We start from the raw sequence: 22,845 nt of genomic DNA, 5'->3' as shown, positions 1-22,845 counted from the left end.
GGTCTGGCGGAGGGCGCGTCGGACGACGGAGATCAGGCGGGAGCGTAGGCTAACCTGATCACATCCTCGATCCGGTCATGAGCCATCAGGCGGAGCGGCGGTCGGGGTCCGGCGAAATAAGGCTTGCCGTGGCCAAGCACCACCGGGTGCAGGTAGATCCGATACTCGTCGATCAGGCCCAGCTGGGTGAGGCTTCGCGCCAAATCCGGGCCGGCGACCTCGATCTCGCCGTCGCGCTCGGCCTTCAGCTTTCGGATAGCGTCCCCGAGATCGCCCTCGACAAGCCTTGCGTTGGGACCGACGGACTCCATCGAGCGTGAGACGACCCATTTCGGCTGGCGCCGCCACGCCGCCGCGTAGGCAAGTCGCTCGGCATCCCATTCAGGATGCTCGTCGTCCCAGTAGCGCATGATCTCATACATGCGGCGACCGTAGATGCTGCCCGCCTGACGCTCGGCCTCCTCGATGAAGTGGCGGAAGAGCGCGGGGCTCGGCCCGAAGGCCGTGTGATCGACGTAGCCGTCCAGCGACTGGTTCATTCCGAACACGAGCTTGGCCATTGTCTGTTCCTCACACGGCATCACACAATCTAATTGCATTGTGCAATCGGTTCAGATTAGGCCGACTGATTTTATTTTGCAATTGGTTCTGCCGCATACATGAACGCAACACGTTTCGGGCCAGATGATCGCACGATCCTTTGCTGCAGTTCTCCCAACCGCGCAAATCCATCCGACGATGCAAAGCCGTTTCAAAACGGCCATTTGAAAACGGCGGGATTCAGCTAAATATCTGAAATTGTTGGCGCGCCGCGGCCGATGAAGATGGGCACTATTGCTTCGCCGTGGCGCTATGATGCGGCCGCCGCCCAAACGATCCGGCCGAATAACCAGCGACGGACTGCGATCTTGCACTACGCCTCATGGCCAGCTGTCTTCCCGATTTCGTGGTCCGCTTACCCTTCAAGTGCGGCCATTTCGATCAATCCGGGAACGGCGCGATGGGCCATAGCGACGTTTTACGGTCGGCTGGCCGCTTCCGCTCGAGCTCGATGGAAGAGACTTTCTCAGAGCCCGTCGGCATGTCTCAAAGGTGCCAAGCTGTTCTCGAACTCAACTCGGACCGAGCCACCCTCATCGACATGCTAGACTTCTGGCATGTTTCGCGGTCGGACCCAGACTGGTAATATCGGCGTTGCGAAACGGCGGAGGTGCGCGAGATGTCCGACACGCAATTCGATCAGAACGCTTGGCTTGCGCGCATCGGCTATTCCGGGCCCGTCACACCAACGCTTGAGACCTTGAATCGACTTATTTTCGCGCACTCGCATTCAATCGCCTACGAAACGCTGGATATCATGCTCGGGCTTCCGCCCAAGCTCGATGTGCCTTCGCTTCAGCACAAGATGATCGCCAGCAAGCGCGGCGGATACTGCTTTGAACAGAACATGCTGTTCCGGGCCGGACTTTGGTCGCTCGGCTACAGGATCACAAGCCTGCAAGGGCGTGTCGTACGCGGGCTGGCGATCGATGCGCCGCGCCCGGCCATCCACATGCTGTTAAAAGTGGAGTTGCCGGAGGGAATTTATCTTGCGGATGTCGGCTTCGGCAACCTCGCGCCGACCTGCGCGCTCTTGCTTGCGCCGCAGATCGAACAAGAGACGCCGCACGAGGTCATGCGCTTTATCGATGTCGGCGGCGAGCTGACGCTCCAGGCGCTGCTCAACCGTGGCTGGCAGCACATTTACCGGGTCATTCCTTACCCGCGCTATGATGGCGAATACGAGATCACCAACTGGTACACCGCGACCCACCCGGACACGCCATACCAGGGCAACATCATCGTGGCGAAGCCGGGACCGAACAGGAGTCGGATCACCATGTACAATGCGCGTGTCACGGTCCGCGACGCGGAGGGGCACGCGGAGAAGCGCTGGCTCGCAACCGAGATCGAATTCAGGGACGTGCTGCGTGGCGAATTCGGGCTGAACATGTCCGATCAGCAGATCGATGAGTGCGTGGCGGTTATGAAGGCGAAAGGGACGGGAGACGCTCCGCATCCGTTTTTTGCTTAGACTCCCCTCAGGCCCAAGGGCCTTCCACGCCTTGATCCAATCATGCAGGAGCTTGCGCGATATCCCGAGCTTGCGTGCCACAGGCAGAACGCCTTCGCCGCCTTCCGCACGCTTGATCGCCTTCAATTGTACGCCGTCGGAAACGTCCGGATCGCCATTCCGTCATCGGTCATCCTCAGGGACAACCTGTCACAGAAGTTAGCGTGTCTCACGCACGGGTGCAGTCCAGTGCACTTAACTCGACAACCTGACTGGTTAATCGAAGCGCCGGCCGATTTTGGCGCCAATAGCGTATTCCGAAGTGGCGCGCCCGAAGAGATTCGAACTCCTGACCCCCAGATTCGTAGTCTGGTGCTCTATCCAGCTGAGCTACGGGCGCGCAACAGGCCGTGCATGAAACAGGCCCCGCGATCCGGTCGAGAAGGCCGGCCGCGATGTGGAGTGTTCCCTAACGACTGAATTTGCGAAAAGCAAGCCGATCCGGCAAAAGTTTTGTCGCAGGTGGTTTTGCCGTGCCTGAGGTGTATCGAGATTCAGGTCAGGCCGAGTCGAAAATGGTGGTTTCTGAGAACCGGAGCGGAGCGTACTTAAAGTACGTGAGCACCGGAAGCGCAGGAAGCCGCCATTTGCAGGCCGGCCTCACCTGAATATCGGCATACCTCAAGCCGGGCGGCGCAGGCCGTTGCGCGCTTGATCGAGCCGCACCGGCTGATCGGGAATGGTGACGGCGAAGACGGTGCGGCCGCCGATCGATTCGACCAGCTCGACCGTGCCGCCATGAGCGCGGATCAGCTCGTGCGCGATCGCTAGGCCAAGCCCGGTGCCGCCGCTGCGCGCCGAGCCGCGGAAGGCGGCGAACAGGTTCTCGCGCGCCTTGGGCGGCAGGCCGGGTCCGGTGTCGGTGACGGTGATGCGGCTGACGCTGCCCTGGCGCTCGGCCGCGACCGCCAGCCGGCGCACCACCGCGCTTTCGGTGTCGGCGGCCATCGCCTGCACGGAGTTGCGGCAGAGATTGGTGAGCACCCGGAACAGCTGGTCGGAATCGGCATCGACCTCGAAGGCGTGCTCGATGGCGTTGATGAACTCGATGCCCTCCTCGATGTCGAGCAGGCCGTGCACGTCGTCGACCAACTGGCGCAGTCGCACGCGGCGGCGCGACGGCGCCGGCTCCTGCGTACGGCCATAGTGAAGCACACCTTCGGAGTAGGAGACGGCGCGGTCGAGGGCGCGCAGAAGCTTCGGCGCGAAGGCCTGCACGGTCGGGTCCTTCACCTGGCGCAGGCGATCCGACATCAGCTGCGCGGACGCCAGGATGTTGCGCATGTCGTGGTTGATCTTGGAGACGGCCAGGCCGAGATCCGCGAGATGCTTCTGCTCCGACAGCATCTTCTGCAGCCGGTCCTGCATCTGCGACAGCTCGCGTTCGGCGACCCCGATCTCGTCGGCGCGGTCGGCGGGGCGGATGACGCGGCCTGGATCGTCGGGCGCCTCGGAGAAGGCCAGGATCGAGCGCGTCATGGTGCGAATCGGCCCGATCATGATCAGGTCGATCGCCGCATAGACCAGCATGGCGGTGAACAGCGAGATGAGCAGCGAGACGACGGCGACGTTGCGCGAGTATCGGAGCATAGCGTCGCGCAAACGGTAGTCCGGCATGATCAGCTCGAATTCCTTGTCGCTGTCGCCGACCGGGCCGAAGACGCGCAGCATGCGCTTGCCGCCGAAGAACAGCGTGTCGAGCGCGCCGGTCATGCCGTTGATCAGGCCGACATTGGCGATATCGATGTGCGCGTCGACCTGTGGCGGCATGTCGGCGACCACCAGAAGCCGTGAGACGCCGCCGTCACGCACGGCGATCGCCTTGGCGCCGATCGCCATCAGCACATCGTTCTGGGCGTTGTGCGACAGCGAGTTGGGCTCGCCCTGCAACAGCACGATCGACACCGCGGCGGCTGTGCTCAGGCGCTCCTTCAGCCAGTTCACCCGGTAGCTGGCGATCCAGGGCAGGAAGATCAGGATTTCAGCCAGCAGCACGAAGGCGATGGTAAGTAAAAGCAGCTTGGTCGACAGACCGCGCGACAACGGCACCCGGCGCGACGAATTCGCCGCCGCCGGCTGTGCCTTCTCGTTCGTGGGCAGAGTTTCACTCGTCATTGACGCGCATTCACAAAGGCTTGATCGGCCAAGATTATGCGATTTGCGGTCTTTTTGCCAATTTCATCGTCGGCTGCGCGAAAAATGCCTCGCGGCGGGGCGCATTGACTTCCAAAGACCTTCTTTCTATAAGCCCGCTCACGCTCGGGCCATTCGTCCCGGCGCGGTTTCGATCGCGCCTAGGCCGGCCCGGCAAAGCTCCTGTTACACAGTGACAGAATCAAGAAGGGCCGCACCCCGCGGTATTAAAACAAATGAAGCGTACCTACCAACCGTCCAAGCTCGTCCGTAAGCGCCGGCATGGTTTCCGTGCCCGCATGGCCACCAAGGGTGGCCGTGGCGTCGTTGCCGCCCGTCGCAACCGCGGCCGCAAGCGGCTCAGCGCCTGAACGAAAGACGAGATCGTTGCCCGCACCCGGCAAGCCACAGGGGAAAACTCCCGGGCGGCTTCTGAAACGCGCGGATTTCTTGGCTGTGCGCGGCGGCGAGAAACGCCGCGGGCGGCTTTTTCTCGTTGAAGTTCTCGACCGCGGCGATGACCTTGCGCCGCGCGTCGGCTACACAGTCACCAAGAAGGTCGGCAACGCCGTGGTGCGCAACCGCGTCCGGCGGCGGCTGAGGGAAGCCGTGCGCGTTCATGCCGCCGATGACATGGCGCCCGGCAATGACTATGTCATCGTCGGGCGTGAAGACGTGCTTGCCATTCCCTTCGGCCAGTTGAAGGCCGAGCTCTCCCGCCGGCTGCGCGGAACACGATAGGCCAAGGGCTTCGATGGAAAACAACCGCAATTTCTTCATCACCATCGCGCTGTCGGTGCTGATCCTGACGCTCTGGCAGGTGTTCTACATGAACCCGCGCATGGAACAGCAGCGCGAGCAGGCACGCGTCGAGCAACAGCGCGTCGAGGCGCAGAAGAAGGAAGCGCAGGGCACCAATCCAGGCGCGGCCGGAACGCCGGCCCCGACCGCCGGCGCCATCCCCAGCGCGCCCGGCAGCGACAGCGTGACCGCGGCCAGCCGCGACCAGGCGATTGCCGCCACCAAGCGCGTCAAGATCGACACGCCCAGCCTCGAGGGCTCGATCAACCTGACCGGCGCGCGCCTCGACGACCTGAGGCTCAAGCACTACACCGAGACGGTCGACAAGAACTCGCCCGAGATCGAGCTGCTCAACCCGTCGTCGCTGCCCAATGGCTATTTCGCCGAGATCGGCTTCGTCGGCAACGACACCACCGGCACTGTGCCCGGCGCGGATACGGTGTGGAGCGTCGACGGCAATCCGACGCTGACGCCCTCGACGCCGGTGACGCTGACCTTCACCAACGACAAGGGCCTGACGTTCAAGCGCACCATCTCGATCGACAACGAATACATGTTCACCGTTTCCGACACGGTGCAGAATTCGGGAACGGCCGCCGTCTCGCTCTACAATTACGGGCGCGTCACCCGTTTCGACAAGCCGGCCGTCGCCAGCACCTATGTGCTGCATGAGGGCCTGATCGGCGTGACCGGCAGCGAGGGGCTGCAGGAATACAAATACGCCAAGATCGAGAAGGACAAGGAATACACGCCCAGCAAGTCGACCAATGGCTGGCTCGGCATCACCGACAAATACTGGGCCGTGACGCTCATCCCGACGGAGAAGCAGCCCTTCCAGCCGAAATTCTCCTATTTCGAGTTCAAGGACGGGCCGCACAGCCACAGCTACCAGTCCGACTATCTGTCCGACGCGATCAGCGTCGCGCCCGGCCAGTCGACGACGGTCGAATCCGAGATCTTTGCCGGCGCCAAGGAAGTCTCGACCATCAACGCCTATGCCAAGGACCGGCAGATCCGCCAGTTCGACCTTTTGATCGACTGGGGCTGGTTCTATTTCATCACCAAGCCGATGTTCTGGCTCATCGACACGCTCTACAAATTCTTCGGCAATTTCGGGCTGGCGATCCTCGCCACCACCGTCGTCGTCAAGGCCATCTTCTTCCCCCTCGCCAACAAGTCCTATGCCTCGATGGCGAACATGAAGAAGGTGCAGCCGAAGATGGTCGAGATCCGCGAGAAATACGCGGACGACAAGATGAAGCAGCAGCAGGCGATGATGGAGCTCTACAAGACCGAGAAGATCAATCCGCTGGCCGGCTGCTGGCCGGTGGCGCTGCAGATCCCGGTCTTCTTCTCGCTCTACAAGGTGCTCTACATCACCATCGAGATGCGGCATGCGCCGTTCTTCGGCTGGATCCACGACCTCGCGGCGCCGGATCCGACCTCGATCTTCAACCTGTTCGGCCTGCTGCCGTTCGCGGCGCCGGCCTTCCTGCCGCATATGGGCGCCTGGGCGGTGGTCATGGGCATCACCATGTTCCTGCAGATGCGCATGAACCCGGCGCCGCCGGACCCGACGCAGGCGGCGATCTTCACCTGGATGCCGGTGATCTTCACCTTCATGATGGGCAGCTTCCCGGCCGGCCTCGTCATCTACTGGGCCTGGAACAACACGCTGTCGATCCTGCAGCAGGGCGTGATCATGAAGCGCCAGGGCGCCAAGATCGAGTTGTGGGACAATCTGGCATCGATTTTCCGCAAGAAACCATCGCCGGCGGAATAGACGGCTCCTGAACTGCTAAGACGAAAAAACCCCGGCAACGTTTTGTCGGGGGTTTTTGTTGATCAGGCCCAGCGATCAGCCGTCAACCTTCGAAATTGGGCATGGCCATGTTCCCGGCTTCATTCCAGGGCGGAGCAAGCAGCGAAAAAAAAGCCCGGCGCTAAGCCGGGCTTTCGATAGGGTGTAGCGCCGGTTAGCCTCAGCTCACCTGGACCTTGCCAGCTGCAGCCTGGTCCTCGGCGATGCGCTGCTGGAACATCTGCGCGAAATCGATCGGATCGAGCATCAGCGGCGGGAAGCCGCCATTGCGGGTGGCGTCGGCGACGATCTGGCGGGCGAAGGGGAACAGAAGCCGCGGGCATTCGATGAACAGCAGCGGCAGCATGTGCTCCTGCGGGAAGCCGCTGATGGCGAAGACGCCGCCATAGACCAGCTCAACATTGAACAGCACTTCCTGGTCGAAGGAGGCCTTGGCGTTCAGCGTCAAATTGACGTCGAACTGCTTGTCCGAGAGCGGGTTGGCGTTGACATTGACATTGATTGCGATGCCCGGAGCCTTGTCGCGGCCGCGCAGCGAATTCGGGGCGCCGGGGCTTTCGAAGGATAGGTCCTTCACATATTGCGCAAGCACATTGAGCGAGGGCTGGTTTTGGGTGCCGTTGCCGTTGGCGGCGCCGGTCGCGGCGTCATCGTTGCTGGCCATGAGCCTTTAAGTCCTTTTGCCTGGGCAGCATTGCTGACCGGATTGAAATCGCGGGTTCGCTACCATGCTCGGCCGGACAAAACAAGTTTTGCCGCCCTCATCGGCGGAAGGAACAGGACAGCGCGAACGCCAGGTATTGGCCGAAGCCTCTCAACCTCGTCATTCCAGGGCGGAGCAGCCGCGAAGCGGCGTCGCGGAGACCCTGGAATCCATTCCGTGACCTGAGCCGTGCAATGCGGCGGAGCAGAATTTTGCACCGCGGCAACACTCGAAAGTCACTGGATCCTGTGGGCTGCGCGGTACGCTCGCTTCCCGCTCCGCCCAAGGACGAACCGGTAGGCGTTTTGGCCCTTAATCGTTCTTCAGCCGCCGCCAGGGCGAATTGTGGTCCGGCCGGTCCGGATAATCGTCGCGCGAATAGTCGCTGTCGTCGAGGTCGATGACATTGTTGCGGCGGCGCGCCGAAAAGCCGCGGCTGAAGCTGGTCGCCATGACTATGCGGTTCTTGAGCAGGCGCCAGGCGAAGTCGCGCACCGGCGGCAACAAGAGAAGAATGGCGAAGATGTCGGTGATGAAGCCCGGAATGATCAGAAGGATCGCCGCCAGCACGATCATCGCCCCATGCGCGAGCTGGCGGCTGGGGTCGCGCCCGGCGTCCATTTCCGTCCGCACCCGCGCCATGACGCCGAAACCCTGATGCCGAAGCAGCAGGCTGCCCGCGACGCTGGAAAGGATGACCAGCCCGACCGTAGCCAAAGCCCCGATCTCGCGGCCGACGACGACGAAGCCGGCGATCTCCAGAAGCGGCAGCAGGAGCAGGAACAGCGGGATGAACGAGATGCGCAAGTCTTGACCGATCGCTTTCTTCTTTTGCGGCGCTGACGGACAATCGCCGCTGGCCTTGGCGCCTTTAGATAGGTATGGCTGCCTTTGATTTGAATGATTGCGCCTGCCGTTCTATATGCTTTGGGTGTTGAACGCTATGCGACCGCGGTCCCCAGGGGTTACGCCGGTCCGGCACGGACAGGGATCGAGTTGGGCGGAAAATATGGGTTTCTTCGACTTCGGCACGATTTTCTTTCTGATTGCGGCGGTTGTGATCTTTTTCCAGCTGCGCAACGTGCTTGGACGTCGCACCGGAAACGAGCGCCCGCCCTTCGATCCTTATTCGGCGAGCCGCACGCGCGAGGCCGATGCGGCGCAAAAGCCTGAAAATGTGGTGTCGCTGCCGCGCAAGCGCGCGCCGGGCGAAACCGCGCCCGAGATCTATGCCGATATCGACGCCTTCGCCAAGCCGGATACCGACCTCAACAGGGGCCTGCGCGCGATCAAGGACAATGACCCGTCCTTCGATCCCAAGACCTTCGTCGACGGCGCCAAGATGGCCTATGAGATGATCGTCATGGCCTATGCCGACGGCGACCGTAAGACGCTGAAGAACCTTTTGTCGCGCGAAGTCTATGATGGTTTCGTCGCCGCGATCGGCGACCGCGAGGCCAAATCGGAGAAGATCCAGTCCTCCTTCGTCGGCATCGACAAGGCCGACATCGTCGCCGCCGAAATGAAGGGCTCGGAAGCGCATATCACGCTGCGCGTCGTCTCCGAGCTGATCTCGGCGACCCGCGACAAGGCCGGCGACGTCATCGACGGCGACCCTGAAACGGTGGCCGAGGTCAAGGATGTCTGGACCTTCGCCCGCGACACCCGCTCGCGCGACCCGAATTGGAAGCTTGTCGCCACCGAAGAAGAAGATTGAGATCAAGCGGCGGGGCCCCAGTCGTGCCGCTCTCTTCCGCATTCGGCATAAAATCCTTCAGCGACCTTCCGGGCTGGGGCGAAGATGATCATGCTGCGGCCTTCGCCGCGTTTCGCCTCTCGGCCTTCCACGCGCCGATAAAATCTTACCGCACCGGATCGCTCGGCGTCGATTTCAATGCTTTTGCCGATGCCTATGCCGAGGCGCGTGCCGTTTCGGCGCCGAGCAGGTCCGAGGCGCGATCCTTCTTCGAACGGCATTTCGTGCCGATGCTGGTCAAGGCCGAAAACGGCGCGGGTCTCGTCACCGGCTTCTACGAGCCCGAGGTCGAAGCCTCGCCGGTCAGGACCGGGCGATTCACCGTGCCGCTGCTGTCGCGCCCCGCCGACCTGATCGAAATCGACGACGGCAACCGGCCGGCCGGCATGGATGCCTATCTGGCCTTCGCCCGACGGACCGATGGTGTTCCGGTCGAATATTTCGATCGCGGCGAAATCGAGCGCGGCGCGCTCGCCGGCCGGAACCTCGAAATCGCCTGGCTCGCCGAGAAGGTCGATGCGTTTTTCATCCATGTGCAGGGCGCGGCACGTCTGAAGATGACCGACGGCAAGCTCGCCCGCGTCACCTATGCCGCCAAATCCGGCCAGCGCTTCACCGGCCCAGGCAAGATCTTGAGCGATCTCGGCGAGATTCCGCTGGCAAAGGTAACGATGCAATCGATCCGCGCCTGGTTCAAGGCACATCCCGACCGGGTCGACGAGATCCTGTGGCGGAACCGCTCCTACATTTTCTTCCGCGAAGCCGCGGTCGACGATGCCGCGCTTGGTCCGATCGCCGCCGCCAAGGTGCCGCTGACGCCGGGCCGCTCGGTCGCGGTCGACCGGCTGCTGCACACATTTGGCACGCCGTTCTACATCGATGCGCCGACCCTCACCGCTTTCGACCAAAAACCGTTCCGCCGGCTGATGATCGCGCAGGACACCGGCTCGGCCATCACCGGTCCGGCGCGCGGCGATCTCTTCGCCGGCTCGGGCGACGCTGCCGGCGAGATCGCCGGCGTGGTCCGCAACGCGGCCGATTTCTATGCGCTGGCGCCGCGTGCGCTTCTGCATGGAGCGACCCCGTGAGCCGCCGCGACGACCATCTCAGCGACGACGACCGCATCCTGTGGAACCTGGTGGCGCGCTCTGCCCGGCCGCTGAAGGGCAAAACGGCCGTCGAGATCCCCGACATCGTCGAGCCCAAGCCAGAGACGCCCCGGCCTGCCGCCAATGGCGTAGCGGCCGTGGCCGCCAAGCCGAAGGCGCCGCATGTGGCGCATTCGCTCGACGACCAGACGCTGCACAAGCTGAAAAAAGGCCGGCTGCCGATCGAAGGCCGCGTCGACCTGCACGGCATGACGCAGGACGAGGCCTATTCGCTGCTGCTCACTTTCCTCAACCGCGCGCATGCCGGCGGCATCCGTTACGTGCTGATCATCACCGGAAAGGGTTCGTCCTCGGGCGGCGACGGCATATTGCGCCGCGCCGTGCCGGCCTGGCTGTCGACGCCCGCTTTCCGGCATCTGGTGTCCAGCCACGATCATGCTGCCCGCAATCACGGCGGCTCGGGCGCGCTCTATGTGCGGCTGCGGCGGATACGGTCATGAGGATTCGCCAATGAGCCAGCCGACATGACCCCGTTCGGCGAGAAGCTCAGGACGCTGCGCGCCGAGCGCGGCGTCAGCCAGAAGGCGATGGCCAAGGCCATCGGCGTCAGTGCCGCCTATCTGTCGGCGCTCGAGCACGGCCGCCGTGGCGCGCCGACCTGGACGCTGATCCAGAAGATCATCGGCTATTTCAACATCATCTGGGACGATGCCGAGGATCTCGCCCGGCTCGCGGAAAGCTCGCATCCCAGGGTCAGGATCGACACGTCCGGCCTGTCGCCGGCGGCGACCGAACTGGCCAATCTGCTCGCCGAGAGCATCGAGAGGCTCGATGAGGCGGAGCTGCGCCGCCTCAGCGCATCGATCCGTGCGGCTCTTGATCGGCGTTAATAATTCAGGCGTCTGGCGCCAGCGGATCGCCATGTCCGCTGGGGCTTGATTCGACTCTGTCTGAAGTCTGAGATCAGAGCTTGCCGGTGCCGTTGGCGCTGCCGCCATTGGTGCTGCCCCGGCCCTCCTTGCCTTGATGGCCCTGATGATCGCGGCCATTTCCGCCGCCAAGGCAGTTCGCGGAGCTGACGCTGCAGCAACGGCCGCTCCACAGATCGTTGAGATTGGTCTTGGCACAGCTTTTGGTGGTCTCGTCCGCCAGGGCCGATCCGGTCAAGGCCGACACCGCGATGGCGGCAAGCAAGGTGTTTCGCAGGAAAGCAGTCATTGAAATTCTCCATGGTTGGGTTTGTCGTCCACGGCTATGTGTCGCCGGCCGGACGCAAAAGGTTCATGGAGAGATGCGGAATAATATTTCGAGAGAGCGAAGCCCTCTCTTCGTCGTCTAGGGCCTGCGCCGCGTCGCTGCGCTCCTTGCTTCGCTCTAGAATGACGAAACCAAGGTAGCGCCCTCAGCTCTGCCTACTGCACCGAGCCCACAAGCACAGGCTGGCCGTCGCGGATCGAGACCCAGCGCCCGGTGTTGTCGATCGCCTGCCGCTTGAGGAAGCGGTAGCCGGTCGCGTCCCAGGCTTTGACCTTGTCGGTGAGGTTGTCGAGCACATAGTCGCCCTTGTCGGTGCGCACCGTCAGCACCGAATGGCCTTCGCCGTCCGGCTTGCGCACGACGGTGATCAAAAGGTCGGCCAGCGACATGCCCAGGCGGTAGAGCTGGCGGCGCTTTTCCAGCACATAGTCCTCGCAGTCGCCATAGCCGTCGTCCGGATAGGCCCAGACTTCGTCCTTGCCGTAGTGATCGAGATCGCTCAACGGCTTGACGGCGGCGTTGACCTTGGCGCTGACGCTGACCAGCCTGCGCCACAGCCCGTCCGTCATGGTGGCCGGCCCGAGAGTGACCGGGCGGATGTTGCATTCGCTTGGATGCGATTTGCAGAAATCATAGTGGCCGATCGGTTGCGAGGTCAGGCCGCCCGTGGCCATCGCGCCAGCCGCCCAGGCCGGCACCGCCCAATGCGCAGAGATCGCCAGTCCTGCGGCTGCACACAAGCGCAGAATCCGCGTCATCGCTGAGGAAGTCATTGCCCCCGCCCTGTTCTTTATTAACGAAACGTTAAGGGCGATTTACAGTCCGTGTCAATTGGAGACGACGGTCAGTTTGGCGGCATGGTTACCTGCGCGATCCCGTAGCGGCACTTTCGCAACAGAAGCGCGGGTGCAACACCGCTGGCCGCCAGGTGGCGGCTAGGCTGATGCCGGGCTCCGGAGCTCAGCTTTTGGCGGAACGGACCAGTTTCGGCTTCGCCGCCACGCGGTGCTGGCGGCCATAGCTGGAAATGAAATCGACGATGCGCGGCACGATCTCCGAGCGGAAGCGCGAGCCGTTGAAGACGCCGTAATGGCCGACGGCCTGCTGCATGTAGTGCGCCTGCCTTTCGGCCGGGATGTTGACGCACAAATCATGCGCGGCCTGGGTCTGGCCGAGGCCGGAAATGTCGTCGTTCTCGCCCTCGATGGTCAGCAGCGCAACGTTGCGGATCGCCTTCGGATCGACCGGCTCGCCGCGATGCGTCATCTCGCCCTTCGGCAGAGCGTGGCGCACGAACACGGTGTCGACCGTCTGCAGGTAGAATTCCGCCGTCAGGTCCATCACCGCCAGATATTCGTCGTAGAAGTCGCGGTGCTTTTCGGCGCTGTCGCCGTCATGCTTCACAAGGTGCATGAAGAAGTCCTTGTGTGCGATGATGTGGCGGTCGAGATTCATGCTCATGAAGCCCGAGAGCTGCAGGAAGCCGGGATAGACCGGGCGGCCGAAGCCCGGCACCGGCCAGGGCGCCGGCATGATGACATTATCGCGGAACCAGTCGATGCCCTTTTCCTTGGCCAGAAGATTGACCGCGGTCGGGTTGCGGCGCGTGTCGACCGGTCCGCCCATCAGCGTCATGGTGGAGGGCACGAAGGGATCGCCGCGCTTTTCCATCAGTGCCACCGCCGCCAGCACCGGCACGGAGGGCTGGCATACGGCCATCACATGCGTGTCGGGGCCGAGCGCGTGGAGCATCTCGATGATGTAGTCGACATAGTCGTCGAGATCGAAGCTTCCTTGCGCCGCCGGCACCATGCGGGCATCGACCCAGTCGGTGATGTGCACGTCGGCATGGGGCAGCATCGCCTCGACCGTGCCGCGCAGCAGCGTCGCGTAATGGCCCGACATCGGCGCCACGATCAAAAGCTTCGGATCGGGCTTGCGGCCGGCGGGCAGCGCGCGCTCGAAGCGGATCAGGTCGCAGAAGGGCTTCGACCAGACCGTCTTTTCGGTGACGTCGACGCTTTTCCAGTCGACCACGGCCTTGTCCAGGCCGAACTGCGGCTTGCCGTAGCGACGGGTGGTTCGCTCGAAGAGCTCCGCGGTCGCCGCGACCGAGCGGCCGAAGGGGGTGTGGGAAACCGGATTGAGCGGGTTGGAGTAGAAGAGCCGCACCGCGTCGGCATAGAAGCGGGCCGGCTGCAGCGCCGCATGGTTCATTTCGTAGATCTGGTAGAACATCGCGAACCCCGCTGCCGTCCGACGACCAAAAGGACGACGAACTGCGCCGAGCCTTGAATGTCTCCCGGCGAGGTTAGCAAGATATTGTTGCGATGCAATACGTCATTTTGTCTGACGAATGCATCTTTCGTTCAACCTGTTGAAAACCGGACCTAAGCGGGCGAGCCGGCTCAATGTGCGCTGCCGAAATGTGAAGGATATGTGTCCGGCCCCTCATGCCGGACACGACCAATGCATGTCGCCCCGAAGTGGGCAGCCCTTTGGATGACGACATGCATGAAAACTAAGGCGGCTCAGACGCGCGCCATGCAGACGGCGGTATGGCCCGAACCGATGAAGCCCAGCTGGCCGGCGGCGCCGCGGGAGAGATCGAGCATGCGTCCCTTCACGAACGGACCGCGATCGTTGATGCGCACGACGACGCTGCGGCCGTTGTTCTTGTTGGTGACCCGAAGCTTGGTGCCGAAGGGCAAGGAGCGATGGGCTGCAGTCAGTGCCGAGGGGTTCATGCGTTCCCCTGAGGCGGTTCTGGAATGCAGCGCATACCAGGAAGCGCGGCCGCACTGCGCGGCGGCGGAGGAGGCGGATGAGGCGCCGGCCATCAGGCCAGCCGCGATCGTTACCGCGACAAGCGCAGTCTGGTTAGTTTTCTTCATGCTTTGGGGATGGCTCCGTTAGAGATATGCCCCGCCGATATGTGCCGAATGAGGCGGGAAATGCGGCATTGATCTGGCGGTTCCATGGCGACAGCACACGTTTGGAGTCGCCGCGAAACAGTTTGTCATGATATTCACAGCCCCATTAACGCGTATTCTCGCTGAATATCGGGCCGGCATACGGGACATTCGGGGCAAGATCGGCCCACAAGATTTGAAGTACTGAGGGACGGAACTGCTTAGGTTCTTCGACGTCTTTTGTTGCGTCCCCATTGCCGTTCAGGATCGACTTCCGGAGAGGGTCCAGCCGATGCGATTGATCAGGTTTGTGCTGGCGCTGATTGTGCTAGGGCTGGGTGCGCTGTGGTCGCTGCAAGGCCTCGGTCTCGTCAAGGGCAGTTTCATGACCGGGCAGACGCAATGGCTCTATATCGGCCTCGTCACCATGCTGGTCGGCGTGGTCGGCCTGCGCTGGGCGACCCGCTCGCGCATATGACCTTGCCGGTCGGGGCGGAGACGGCTGGCGGTCAGGCGGTCGCATTCGCCGGCAAGCAGCATCGTTGCGCGCGTCGCTCCGCCCCAGAATGACGAAGAAAGATGGCCGCCGCCCTCCCACAAAACACCCCAGCGAGCGAAAAATCCGCCTGTCATCCCTTCTCGGCAAATCCATGCTTCAAAGGGGGTGGCATTGGGACTGCGATTTCGTGCTTGGCACGGTTAGTATAGTAATCTTATCAACATTGGGAGGTGAGAGAACGATGCGCGACCTTCAAAAAACCGTTCCGGCGATCGTTCGTGGCTTGCGGCTGAGGCCGTCCGCGGCGCTCGCCCAGCGCTGATCGCTCGAGTCACGTTCGGCTAGCAATCATGGTTGGACGCGGCAACTCCATCATCATTGTCGGCGGCGGCGCAAGCGGCGTCGTGCTGGCCGCGCACCTGTTGAAGTCGCCCTATCCGGACCTGCGCGTCACGCTGATCGAGAAGCGGCCGCATTTCGGCCAGGGCATGGCCTATTCGACGCTGCTTTCGGCGCATGTGCTCAACGTCAACGCCTCCGGCATGAGCGCCTATGCCGACGACCCGACGCATTTCGCGCGCTGGGTGCTGGAACGCGGCCTAGCGAGGCCGGACCAGGGACCGTTCTACGCGCCGCGCAGCCTCTATGCCCGTTATCTGCAGGATGTGCTCGAGGGCCTCGAGGAGCGCGAGCGCGAGACCGGGCGTCTCAGGTTGATCCGCGAGGAGAGCCTGTCGATCGCGCCGACCTCGTCGGGCGTCGAAGTCGCACTCGCCAACGGCACCAGCGTCGATGCGCATCTCGCCGTCCTGGCCACCGGTCACGACGAGCAGCCCGGCGCCTTTCAGGGTCACGCCGTCCGCATGGGGACGGAGGCCGACACTGCGCTCGATGCTGAAGCCCAGGTGCTGCTGCTCGGTACCGGCCTGAGCATGGTCGACGCTTTCCTGTCGCTGGAGCAGCGCGGCCATCGCGGCGCCATCGTCGCGGTGTCGCGTCGCGGCCTGCTGCCGTCGCCGCACCGCAAGGGCAATCCGATCAAGCTCGATATCGCCGATATTCCGCTCGGCACCCAGCTTTCCTATTTCGTCGGCTGGTTCCGCAACCTGATCCGCGAGACCCAGAAAGCCGGCGGCGACTGGCGCGACGTCGTCGATGGTCTCAGACCCTTCAACCAGACGATCTGGCAGAATTGGCCGTCCTCGGCCAAGCGCCGCTTCGTCGAGCACACCAAGGCCTGGTGGGACATCCACCGCCACCGCATGGCGCCGGAAGTCTATGCGCGCGTCACCGAGGCGGTCGCCTCAGGCCGCATCCGTCTCGTCGCCGGCAGGGTGGTGGCCATAGAACCGAACGGCGGCTTCGTGGTGAAGATCCAGCCGCGCGGCACGCAGGACGTCGAAACCCTGGACGTCGCCCGCCTCTATGATTGCATGGGCATCGCCCGCGACATTTCGCGGACGTCGAACGGTGTGGTGCGTTCGCTGGTCGAGCGCGGGCTGGCGCGTCCCGATCCGCTGCGCCTCGGTCTCGATGTCACGGCGAAATGCGAGCTGATCGCGGCCGACGGCACGGTGTCGTCGAAGCTGCTCGCCGTCGGACCGCTGACGCGCGGCACCTTCTTCGAGATCGACGCCATTCCGGACATTCGCGTGCAATGCGCGAAGCTGGGCAAGCAGTTGTTGGGATAGCATGGCTTCTCGCTGGCAACAGGAATTCTGACATGCTGGCGGGACAGCACCCCCCTCTGCCCTGCCGGGCATCTCCCCCGCAAGGGGGGAAATCGGACTTCATCACCGCTTTCGCCAATCGCCAAGGTCGAAGGGGAAGCGCCGGCGACGAACTGTCAATCTCCCCCCTTGCGGGGGAGATGTCCGGCAGGACAGAGGGGGGTGCCTCGCGCTGGCTTCAACAATGAGAGACTGCGAAGCAACCCACTAGAATTCCATTCCTCCACTCGCCGCCGGATTGGCACGATCTATCTTCTTTCCTGATGAAAAGGGCTGGAAAAGACAGGGCGCGCGATCCGCAAAACCGGAATAGATTCCCGCGGCTTCCCGCGCGAGATTGCCGACATCCGCCTCGAACTGCTTCTATGGAGCAATGAAGATGAGCGAGCAGACAAAAGCGGCGCCGAAGGGCGCGCACATCAACCTGTCGAGATTGCGTCCGCCTTACGCTTCGGTGCTCGACCTGATCGGCCAGACGCCGGTCGTCGAGCTGACCAAATTCGACACCGGCAAATGCCGCCTGTTCATCAAGCTTGAAAGCCAGAATCCGGGCGGCTCGATCAAAGACCGCATCGCGCTGTCGATGATCGCGGCGGCGGAGAAGGAGGGGCGGCTGAAGCGCGGCGGCACCATCGTCGAGGCCACCGCCGGCAATACCGGCCTTGGCCTCGCCCAAGTGGGCATCCCGAAAGGCTATCGCATCGTCCTCGTCGTGCCCGACAAGATGTCGCGCGAAAAGATCCAGCATCTGCGCGCTTTGGGCGCCGAGGTGCGCATGACGCGATCCGATGTCGGCAAGGGCCATCCCGAATACTACCAGGACATGGCCGAGAAGATCGCCGCCGAGACCCCCGGCGCCTTCTATGCCAACCAGTTTGCCAACCCGGCGAACCCACTCGCGCATGAGACGACGACCGGGCCGGAGATCTTTTCGCAGCTCGAAGGCGATGTCGACGCGGTAGTGGTCGGCGTCGGCTCCGGCGGCACGCTCACCGGCCTCGGCCGCTTTTTCGCGAAACACTCTCCCAAGACCGAGATGGTGCTGGCCGATCCGGTCGGCTCGGTGCTGGCGCCGCTGATCAAGACCGGCAAGATGGAGGAGGCCGGCAGCTGGACGGTCGAAGGCATCGGCGAGGATTTCGTGCCGCCCAATGCCGATCTGTCGCTGGTGAAAAAGGCCTATTCCATTCCCGACAAGCAGAGCATGCTGGCGGTGCGCGATCTGTTGTCCAGGGAAGGCATCCTGGCCGGCTCGTCCTCCGGCACGCTGCTGTCGGCAGCGCTTCGCTATTGCCGCGAGCAGACGACGCCAAAACGCGTCGTCACCTTGGTCTGCGACAGCGGCAACAAGTATCTGTCGAAAGTCTTCGACGACATCTGGCTGGCCGAGCAGGGCCTTGCCGACCAGGAACAGCATGGCGATTTGCGCGACCTGGTCATGCGCTCGCCGCGCACCGGCGACATTGTGACCGTTGGCCCGGAGGAAAGCCTGCTCAACGCCTATGGCCGCATGCGCCGCTCCGACGTTTCGCAGCTGCCGGTGCTGGACGAAGGCAGGCTGGTCGGCATCGTCGACGAGAGCGATATTTTAGCCAAGGTCGACGGCCCCTATGACGGCCGCTGGGACCGTTTCAACGCGCCGGTGCGCACGGCCATGACGTCGAACCTGCACACGCTGCAGGCCAATCAGACGCTGGACGCGCTGCTGCCTGTCTTCGACCGCAACGAGGTCGCCATCGTCTTCGATGGCGAAGAGTTCATCGGCCTGATAACTCGTATCGACCTGATCAACCATCTGAGGCGCCGCGCAAAATGACTTCGAACGGCAAGAACCGCCTGGCCTTTTCCACCCGCGCCATCCATGGCGGCCAGAGCCACGATCCGCTGACCGGCGCCGTGATGGTGCCGATCTACGCCACCTCCACCTACGGCCAGCAGTCGCCCGGCGTGCACAAGGGTTTTGAGTACGCCCGCAGCCAGAACCCGACGCGCTTTGCCTTCGAGCGCGCGGTGGCAGACCTCGAGAGCGGCTCGGCTGCTTTCGCCTTCGCTTCCGGCCTGGCGGCGATCGGCACGGTGCTCGAGCTCCTCGATGCCGGTGCCCATATCGTCGCCACCGACGACATCTATGGCGGCTCGTTCCGCCTGATGGAGCGGGTGCGCAAGCGCTCGGCAGGCCTCCAGGTGAGTTTTGCCGACTTCACCGACCTCGCCGCGGTCGAGGCTGCGATCCGCCCGGAAACAAAACTGCTCTGGGTCGAGACGCCGACCAACCCGCTGCTGCGCATCGTCGATCTCGAAGGCGTCGCCGCGCTTGCCAGGCGCAAGGGGCTGCTCACCGTCGCCGACAACACCTTCTGCAGCCCCTATATCCAGCGCCCGCTGGAGCTCGGCATCGACATAGTCGTGCATTCGACGACGAAATATCTCAACGGCCATTCCGACATGGTCGGCGGCGTGGCGGTCGTCGGCGACAACAAGGACCTCGCCGCCCAGCTGAAATTCCTGCAGAACGCCATCGGCGCCATTTCCGGCCCGTTCGACAGTTTTCTGGCGCTGCGCGGTATAAAAACCCTGGCGCTCAGGATGGAGCGTCATTCGGCCAACGGCCTGAAAATAGCGCAATGGCTGGAAACGCGAAAAGACGTCCGCCGGGTCATCTATCCCGGCCTCGCCAGCCACCCGCAGCATTCCATCGCCGTCCAGCAAATGCACGCCTTCGGCGGCATGATCTCGGTCGATCTCGACCGCGACCTGGCGGGAACAAAACGCTTCCTCGAACGCACGCAGCTCTTCACTTTGGCCGAAAGCCTGGGCGGCGTCGAAAGCCTGATCGAGCACCCGGCGCTGATGACGCACGGATCGATTCCGGCGGAAAAGCGCGGAGCGATCGGGATATCGGATTCCCTGGTGCGGCTGTCGTGTGGGATCGAGGACGGCGATGATCTGATCGCGGATCTGGAGCAGGCACTGGGGTAGGTGAGGGTCTTGGGGGCAGTCGTCGAGTTCCGTCACACCCCCTCTGGCCTGCCGGCCATCTCCCCCGCAAGGGGGAGATTGGATGTCGCGACCGCTTTCGCGAATCATCGACGTTGCAGGAAAGGCGCCGCCGGCGGAGCTGCTAATCTCCCCCCTTGCGGGGGAGATGCCCGGCAGGGCAGAGGGGGGTGTTGTCCCGCCAACCTGTCCTTCGTCATTCTAGGGCGGAGCAAGGAGCGAAGCGACGCGCGAAGACCCTAGAATCCATGCCGTGACGGTTGAGAGCTACCACGGTTCAGAACGCTCACCAGCCGATCCCGCGAAACAGCTCGAACCATTCCGGATTGGTCTTCTCGATCAGCTCGATCTTCCATCGGCGTGGCCAACGTTTCAATGACGTCTCACGCTGGATGGCATCGGCGATGTCCAAATATTCCTCGTACCAGACGAGACGCTGCACACCGTAGCGGCTGGTGAAACTGGAGCCTTGGCCGGTCTTGTGCTCGGGCATGCGACGCGCAACGTCATTGGTGACACCGATATAGATCGTGCCGCCCTTCTGGCTTGCGGTCATGTAGACATAGCCTGTCATGTGGCGATCTTAGCTGACGCCATTACCACCGCTATTCTGGACCATTGCATACTATGGCCAATGTCACGGCATGGATTCTAGGGTCTGCGCGCGTCGCTTCGCTCCTTGCGCCGCCCTAGAATGACGAAGCGCCATTTGCGATCGTCCTGCCCACGAGAGACGCGCTGTCCCGCTGACCTCTCGGTATGTGTGCCATTGCACGCCGCCATCCACCCTCTAAACTGCCCCCAACTTGCGATCTCCGGAGGCGCCATGCGCGTGATCGTGTTGGGTGGCGGCGTGGTCGGCGTCACCACGGCCTATCAGCTGCAGAAGGACGGGCACGAGGTCGTCATCCTCGAGCGCCAGCCTCAGGTCGCCGCCGAAACCAGCTGGGGCAATGCCGGCATGATCGCGCCGGGGCATTCCTTCGTCTGGTCCTCGCCCAGGGCGCCGATGATCCTGTTGAAATCACTGGTGCTGAAGGACCAGGCGCTGCGCTTCAAGCTTTCGGCCGATCCGCGGCTCTACAGCTGGTCATGGCTGTTCCTGATGGAATGCACGGCCGGGAAGGCCAGGCGCAACACGCTGCTCAAGCATCGGCTGGCCGTCTATTCGCAATCCGTCCTGCACGAGGTCGTCGCCGACGAGGCGATAGACTATGACCGCAACGATCGCGGCATTCTCTATTTCTATCGCAGCCAGCAGGCGCTCGACAAAGGCGTCGAGCATTTGAAGCTGCTGGAATCCGACGGCCAGCTGATCAAGGTGCTCGACCGCGACGCCATCGTCGCCCTCGACCCGTCGCTGGCTTCGGCCAAGGAAAAGATCGCCGGCGGCATCCATTGCCCGACCGACGAGACCGGCGATCCGGCGAAGTTCACCCGCGCGCTGGCGGCAAAAGTAGTCGCACGCGGCGGCGAGATCCGCACCGGCACCACCATCACCGGCATCGAGACGTCCGGCGACGATGTCGCCCGGGTGCTGACCGACAAGGGAAGCGTCAAGGGCGACGCCTATGTGCTGGCGCTCGGCTCCTACAGCCCGCTAGTCGCGAGCACCGTCGGCATCAGCCTGCCGATCTATCCGATCAAGGGCTATTCGCTGACCATTCCGATCGGCAACCGTCCGGCGCCGCCGACTATCGCCGCGATCGACGAGCACAACCTGGTCGCCGTATCGCGCTTCGGCGACCGGCTGCGCGTCACCGCCACGGCCGAGTTCGCCGGCTACGACACCAGCCACAAACCGGCCGATTTCGCCTTCATGAAAGGGGTGACCGAGGAGCTCTATCCCGAAGGCGCCGACTACGACCGCGCCGAGATGTGGGCGGGCCTGCGGCCGATGACGCCCAACAATCTGCCCGAATTCGGCCGGCGCCGCCTCAGCAATTTCTATCTCAACACCGGGCACGGCCATATCGGCTGGACCATGTCGCATGGCTCGGCCCGCATTACCGCCGACCTGATCGCCGGCCGCAAACCGGCGATCTCGATGGACGGAATTTTGAACTGAGAGCATGATCCCGGAGGGGATCGAGCAGGAAAGGGAATGCCATGTCTGTCAGCGCGGCCGCTACCCGCCCGCAATCGCCAGGACCGGTCGACCCCAAGCCAGTCGATCTGGGCGTCCTTCCGTCGGAGATCGACGGCGGCCTCGCCTCGCGCGCGGCGATCGGCCTGGCGATCCTCGCCACCGACCAGACGCTGGAGCATGAGTTCCGCGCCCTGATCCGCATTCCGGGCGTCGCCTTCTACGAGGCGCGCCTGTTCAACGACAACGACATCACGCCCGACACTTTGCGCGCCATCGGCCCGCGCATCGCGCCGACCGTCGATCTGATCCTGCCCAGCATCCCGCTCGACGTCGTAGGCTTCGGCTGCACCTCGGCCACCATGACGCTCGGCGAGGAAGCCGTCTTCGCCGAGATCCGCAAGGCGCGGCCGGGCGTCGCCTGCACCACCCCGGTCACTGGCGCTTTGGCCGCCTTCAAGGCGCTCGGCGCCAGGGGCATCGGCCTGCTGACCCCTTATGCACCCGAGATCAACCAGGGCCTGGTCCGCTATTTCGCCGGCCGCGGCCTCGACATATCAGCCGTCGCCACTTTCGACCGGCGCGACGACCGCGAGGCGGCTCGCATCTCGCTTGCCTCGATCGAGGCGGCGGCCGAGACCATGGCCGCCGTGCCGGGGGTGGAAGCGATCTTCATCTCCTGCACCAGCCTGCGCGTGGCGGAAGCGGTCGCCGAGCTGGAGCGGCGCATCGGCATTCCCGTCACCTCCTCCAACCACGCCATGGCCTGGCACTGCCTGCGGCTTGCCGGCATCGATGACGTCGTGCCCGCCGGCGGCCGGTTGTTTGCGCTACCGGCTGTTTGATTGGTGCTTGGCGCATGCATTGTCTTATGTAGCGCTGGTCGACCCCCACTCCGTCTCGGCTTCGCCGAGCCACCTCTCCCCC

23 protein-coding genes and 1 tRNA gene are annotated in these 22,845 nt (G+C 63.4%); 14 read left to right on the top strand and 10 right to left on the bottom strand.

What is annotated here, in order from left to right; genetic code table 11:
• Positions 1-32: 32 nt before the first annotated feature.
• On the bottom strand, positions 33-560 hold the full coding sequence (locus tag LB525_RS27680) for a dihydrofolate reductase family protein (RefSeq protein WP_224526093.1): 528 nt from the start codon (positions 558-560) through the stop codon (positions 33-35).
• Between the two features lie 659 nt (positions 561-1,219).
• Between LB525_RS27680 and LB525_RS27675 the strand changes: the two genes are divergently transcribed.
• Positions 1,220-2,074, top strand: coding sequence for an arylamine N-acetyltransferase family protein (locus LB525_RS27675; protein WP_224549565.1), 855 nt, complete (start codon positions 1,220-1,222; stop codon positions 2,072-2,074).
• A 302-nt stretch (positions 2,075-2,376) separates the two neighbouring features.
• On the opposite strand, the gene LB525_RS27665 is transcribed toward LB525_RS27675, so the two are convergent.
• Positions 2,377-2,453, bottom strand: a tRNA-Arg gene (locus LB525_RS27665).
• Positions 2,454-2,734: 281 nt separating this feature from the next.
• The gene (locus LB525_RS27660) at positions 2,735-4,228 is read right to left on the bottom strand and encodes a sensor histidine kinase (protein ID WP_095767953.1); all 1,494 of its coding nucleotides are present in this window, start codon (positions 4,226-4,228) and stop codon (positions 2,735-2,737) included.
• 254 nt (positions 4,229-4,482) lie between these two features.
• On the opposite strand from LB525_RS27660, the gene rpmH reads away from it, so the two are divergent.
• From rpmH to yidC, 3 genes are read left to right on the top strand one after another with little or no spacing between them, the layout of a single operon-like run.
• The gene (gene rpmH, locus LB525_RS27655) at positions 4,483-4,617 is read left to right on the top strand and encodes a 50S ribosomal protein L34 (protein WP_008833937.1); all 135 of its coding nucleotides are present in this window, start codon (positions 4,483-4,485) and stop codon (positions 4,615-4,617) included.
• 16 nt (positions 4,618-4,633) lie between these two features.
• Positions 4,634-4,987, top strand: a complete 354-nt coding sequence (gene rnpA, locus LB525_RS27650; RefSeq protein WP_095767954.1) for a ribonuclease P protein component — start codon at positions 4,634-4,636, stop codon at positions 4,985-4,987.
• Between the two features lie 13 nt (positions 4,988-5,000).
• Entirely contained in the window at positions 5,001-6,830 is a 1,830-nt protein-coding gene (gene yidC, locus LB525_RS27645) for a membrane protein insertase YidC (protein WP_224549563.1), read from the top strand.
• A 199-nt stretch (positions 6,831-7,029) separates the two neighbouring features.
• Here yidC and secB read toward each other — a convergent pair whose 3' ends face one another.
• Together secB and LB525_RS27635 are read right to left on the bottom strand one after the other, a co-directional pair.
• Positions 7,030-7,533 carry a protein-export chaperone SecB gene (gene secB, locus LB525_RS27640; RefSeq protein ID WP_095767956.1) on the bottom strand — a complete coding sequence of 168 codons (504 nt, stop codon included), beginning with the start codon at positions 7,531-7,533 and terminating at the stop codon, positions 7,030-7,032.
• Between the two features lie 351 nt (positions 7,534-7,884).
• Complete coding sequence (locus LB525_RS27635) at positions 7,885-8,379, bottom strand: FxsA family protein (RefSeq protein ID WP_224549561.1); 495 nt, start codon at positions 8,377-8,379, stop codon at positions 7,885-7,887.
• Positions 8,380-8,581: 202 nt separating this feature from the next.
• Here LB525_RS27635 and LB525_RS27630 point away from each other — a divergent pair, with 202 nt between their 5' ends.
• Genes LB525_RS27630 through LB525_RS27615 form a run of 4 tightly spaced genes read left to right on the top strand, consistent with a single transcriptional unit; the run spans position 8,582 to position 11,327 of the window.
• Positions 8,582-9,289: a Tim44/TimA family putative adaptor protein gene (locus LB525_RS27630; RefSeq protein ID WP_224549559.1), complete on the top strand. Its 708-nt coding sequence runs from the start codon at positions 8,582-8,584 to the stop codon at positions 9,287-9,289.
• Between the two features lie 23 nt (positions 9,290-9,312).
• On the top strand, positions 9,313-10,416 hold the full coding sequence (locus LB525_RS27625; protein ID WP_224549557.1) for a murein transglycosylase A: 1,104 nt from the start codon (positions 9,313-9,315) through the stop codon (positions 10,414-10,416).
• Entirely contained in the window at positions 10,413-10,937 is a 525-nt protein-coding gene (locus tag LB525_RS27620; protein ID WP_140847517.1) for a Smr/MutS family protein, read from the top strand. Before LB525_RS27625 ends, LB525_RS27620 begins: the two co-directional genes overlap by 4 nt.
• 24 nt (positions 10,938-10,961) lie before the next feature.
• The gene (locus LB525_RS27615; RefSeq protein ID WP_224526075.1) at positions 10,962-11,327 is read left to right on the top strand and encodes a helix-turn-helix domain-containing protein; all 366 of its coding nucleotides are present in this window, start codon (positions 10,962-10,964) and stop codon (positions 11,325-11,327) included.
• A 73-nt stretch (positions 11,328-11,400) separates the two neighbouring features.
• Here the strand turns inward: LB525_RS27615 and LB525_RS27610 are convergent, their stop codons facing one another.
• The 4 genes from LB525_RS27610 to LB525_RS27595 form a co-directional block, all read right to left on the bottom strand.
• Positions 11,401-11,655: a hypothetical protein gene (locus LB525_RS27610; RefSeq protein ID WP_224526073.1), complete on the bottom strand. Its 255-nt coding sequence runs from the start codon at positions 11,653-11,655 to the stop codon at positions 11,401-11,403.
• Between the two features lie 194 nt (positions 11,656-11,849).
• On the bottom strand, positions 11,850-12,467 hold the full coding sequence (locus LB525_RS27605; protein ID WP_224526059.1) for a transglutaminase-like cysteine peptidase: 618 nt from the start codon (positions 12,465-12,467) through the stop codon (positions 11,850-11,852).
• Positions 12,468-12,654: 187 nt separating this feature from the next.
• Positions 12,655-13,932: a polyhydroxyalkanoate depolymerase gene (locus tag LB525_RS27600; protein WP_224549555.1), complete on the bottom strand. Its 1,278-nt coding sequence runs from the start codon at positions 13,930-13,932 to the stop codon at positions 12,655-12,657.
• A gap of 293 nt (positions 13,933-14,225) precedes the next feature.
• Positions 14,226-14,588: a septal ring lytic transglycosylase RlpA family protein gene (locus tag LB525_RS27595; RefSeq protein WP_095767965.1), complete on the bottom strand. Its 363-nt coding sequence runs from the start codon at positions 14,586-14,588 to the stop codon at positions 14,226-14,228.
• A 310-nt stretch (positions 14,589-14,898) separates the two neighbouring features.
• Between LB525_RS27595 and LB525_RS27590 the strand changes: the two genes are divergently transcribed.
• From LB525_RS27590 to LB525_RS27575, 4 genes are all read left to right on the top strand, one after another.
• Positions 14,899-15,084, top strand: coding sequence for a hypothetical protein (locus LB525_RS27590; RefSeq protein WP_140542964.1), 186 nt, complete (start codon positions 14,899-14,901; stop codon positions 15,082-15,084).
• A gap of 371 nt (positions 15,085-15,455) precedes the next feature.
• Positions 15,456-16,796, top strand: a complete 1,341-nt coding sequence (locus tag LB525_RS27585; protein ID WP_224549552.1) for an FAD/NAD(P)-binding protein — start codon at positions 15,456-15,458, stop codon at positions 16,794-16,796.
• A 418-nt stretch (positions 16,797-17,214) separates the two neighbouring features.
• Positions 17,215-18,651: a pyridoxal-phosphate dependent enzyme gene (locus LB525_RS27580; protein WP_224549550.1), complete on the top strand. Its 1,437-nt coding sequence runs from the start codon at positions 17,215-17,217 to the stop codon at positions 18,649-18,651.
• Positions 18,648-19,814, top strand: coding sequence for a trans-sulfuration enzyme family protein (locus LB525_RS27575; RefSeq protein ID WP_224549548.1), 1,167 nt, complete (start codon positions 18,648-18,650; stop codon positions 19,812-19,814). Before LB525_RS27580 ends, LB525_RS27575 begins: the two co-directional genes overlap by 4 nt.
• A 304-nt stretch (positions 19,815-20,118) precedes the next feature.
• On the opposite strand, the gene LB525_RS27570 is transcribed toward LB525_RS27575, so the two are convergent.
• Positions 20,119-20,406, bottom strand: coding sequence for a GIY-YIG nuclease family protein (locus LB525_RS27570; protein WP_224549546.1), 288 nt, complete (start codon positions 20,404-20,406; stop codon positions 20,119-20,121).
• Between the two features lie 252 nt (positions 20,407-20,658).
• Here LB525_RS27570 and LB525_RS27565 point away from each other — a divergent pair, with 252 nt between their 5' ends.
• Positions 20,659-21,900, top strand: coding sequence for a D-amino acid dehydrogenase (locus tag LB525_RS27565; protein WP_224549544.1), 1,242 nt, complete (start codon positions 20,659-20,661; stop codon positions 21,898-21,900).
• A gap of 41 nt (positions 21,901-21,941) precedes the next feature.
• Positions 21,942-22,763, top strand: coding sequence for an Asp/Glu racemase (locus LB525_RS27560; RefSeq protein ID WP_224549542.1), 822 nt, complete (start codon positions 21,942-21,944; stop codon positions 22,761-22,763).
• The last annotated feature ends 82 nt before the right edge of the window (positions 22,764-22,845 follow it).

This window comes from Mesorhizobium sp. CA16 (genome assembly GCF_020165175.1).
Classification (GTDB): domain Bacteria; phylum Pseudomonadota; class Alphaproteobacteria; order Rhizobiales; family Rhizobiaceae; genus Mesorhizobium.
This window is presented reverse-complemented; position numbering and strand designations above follow the sequence as displayed.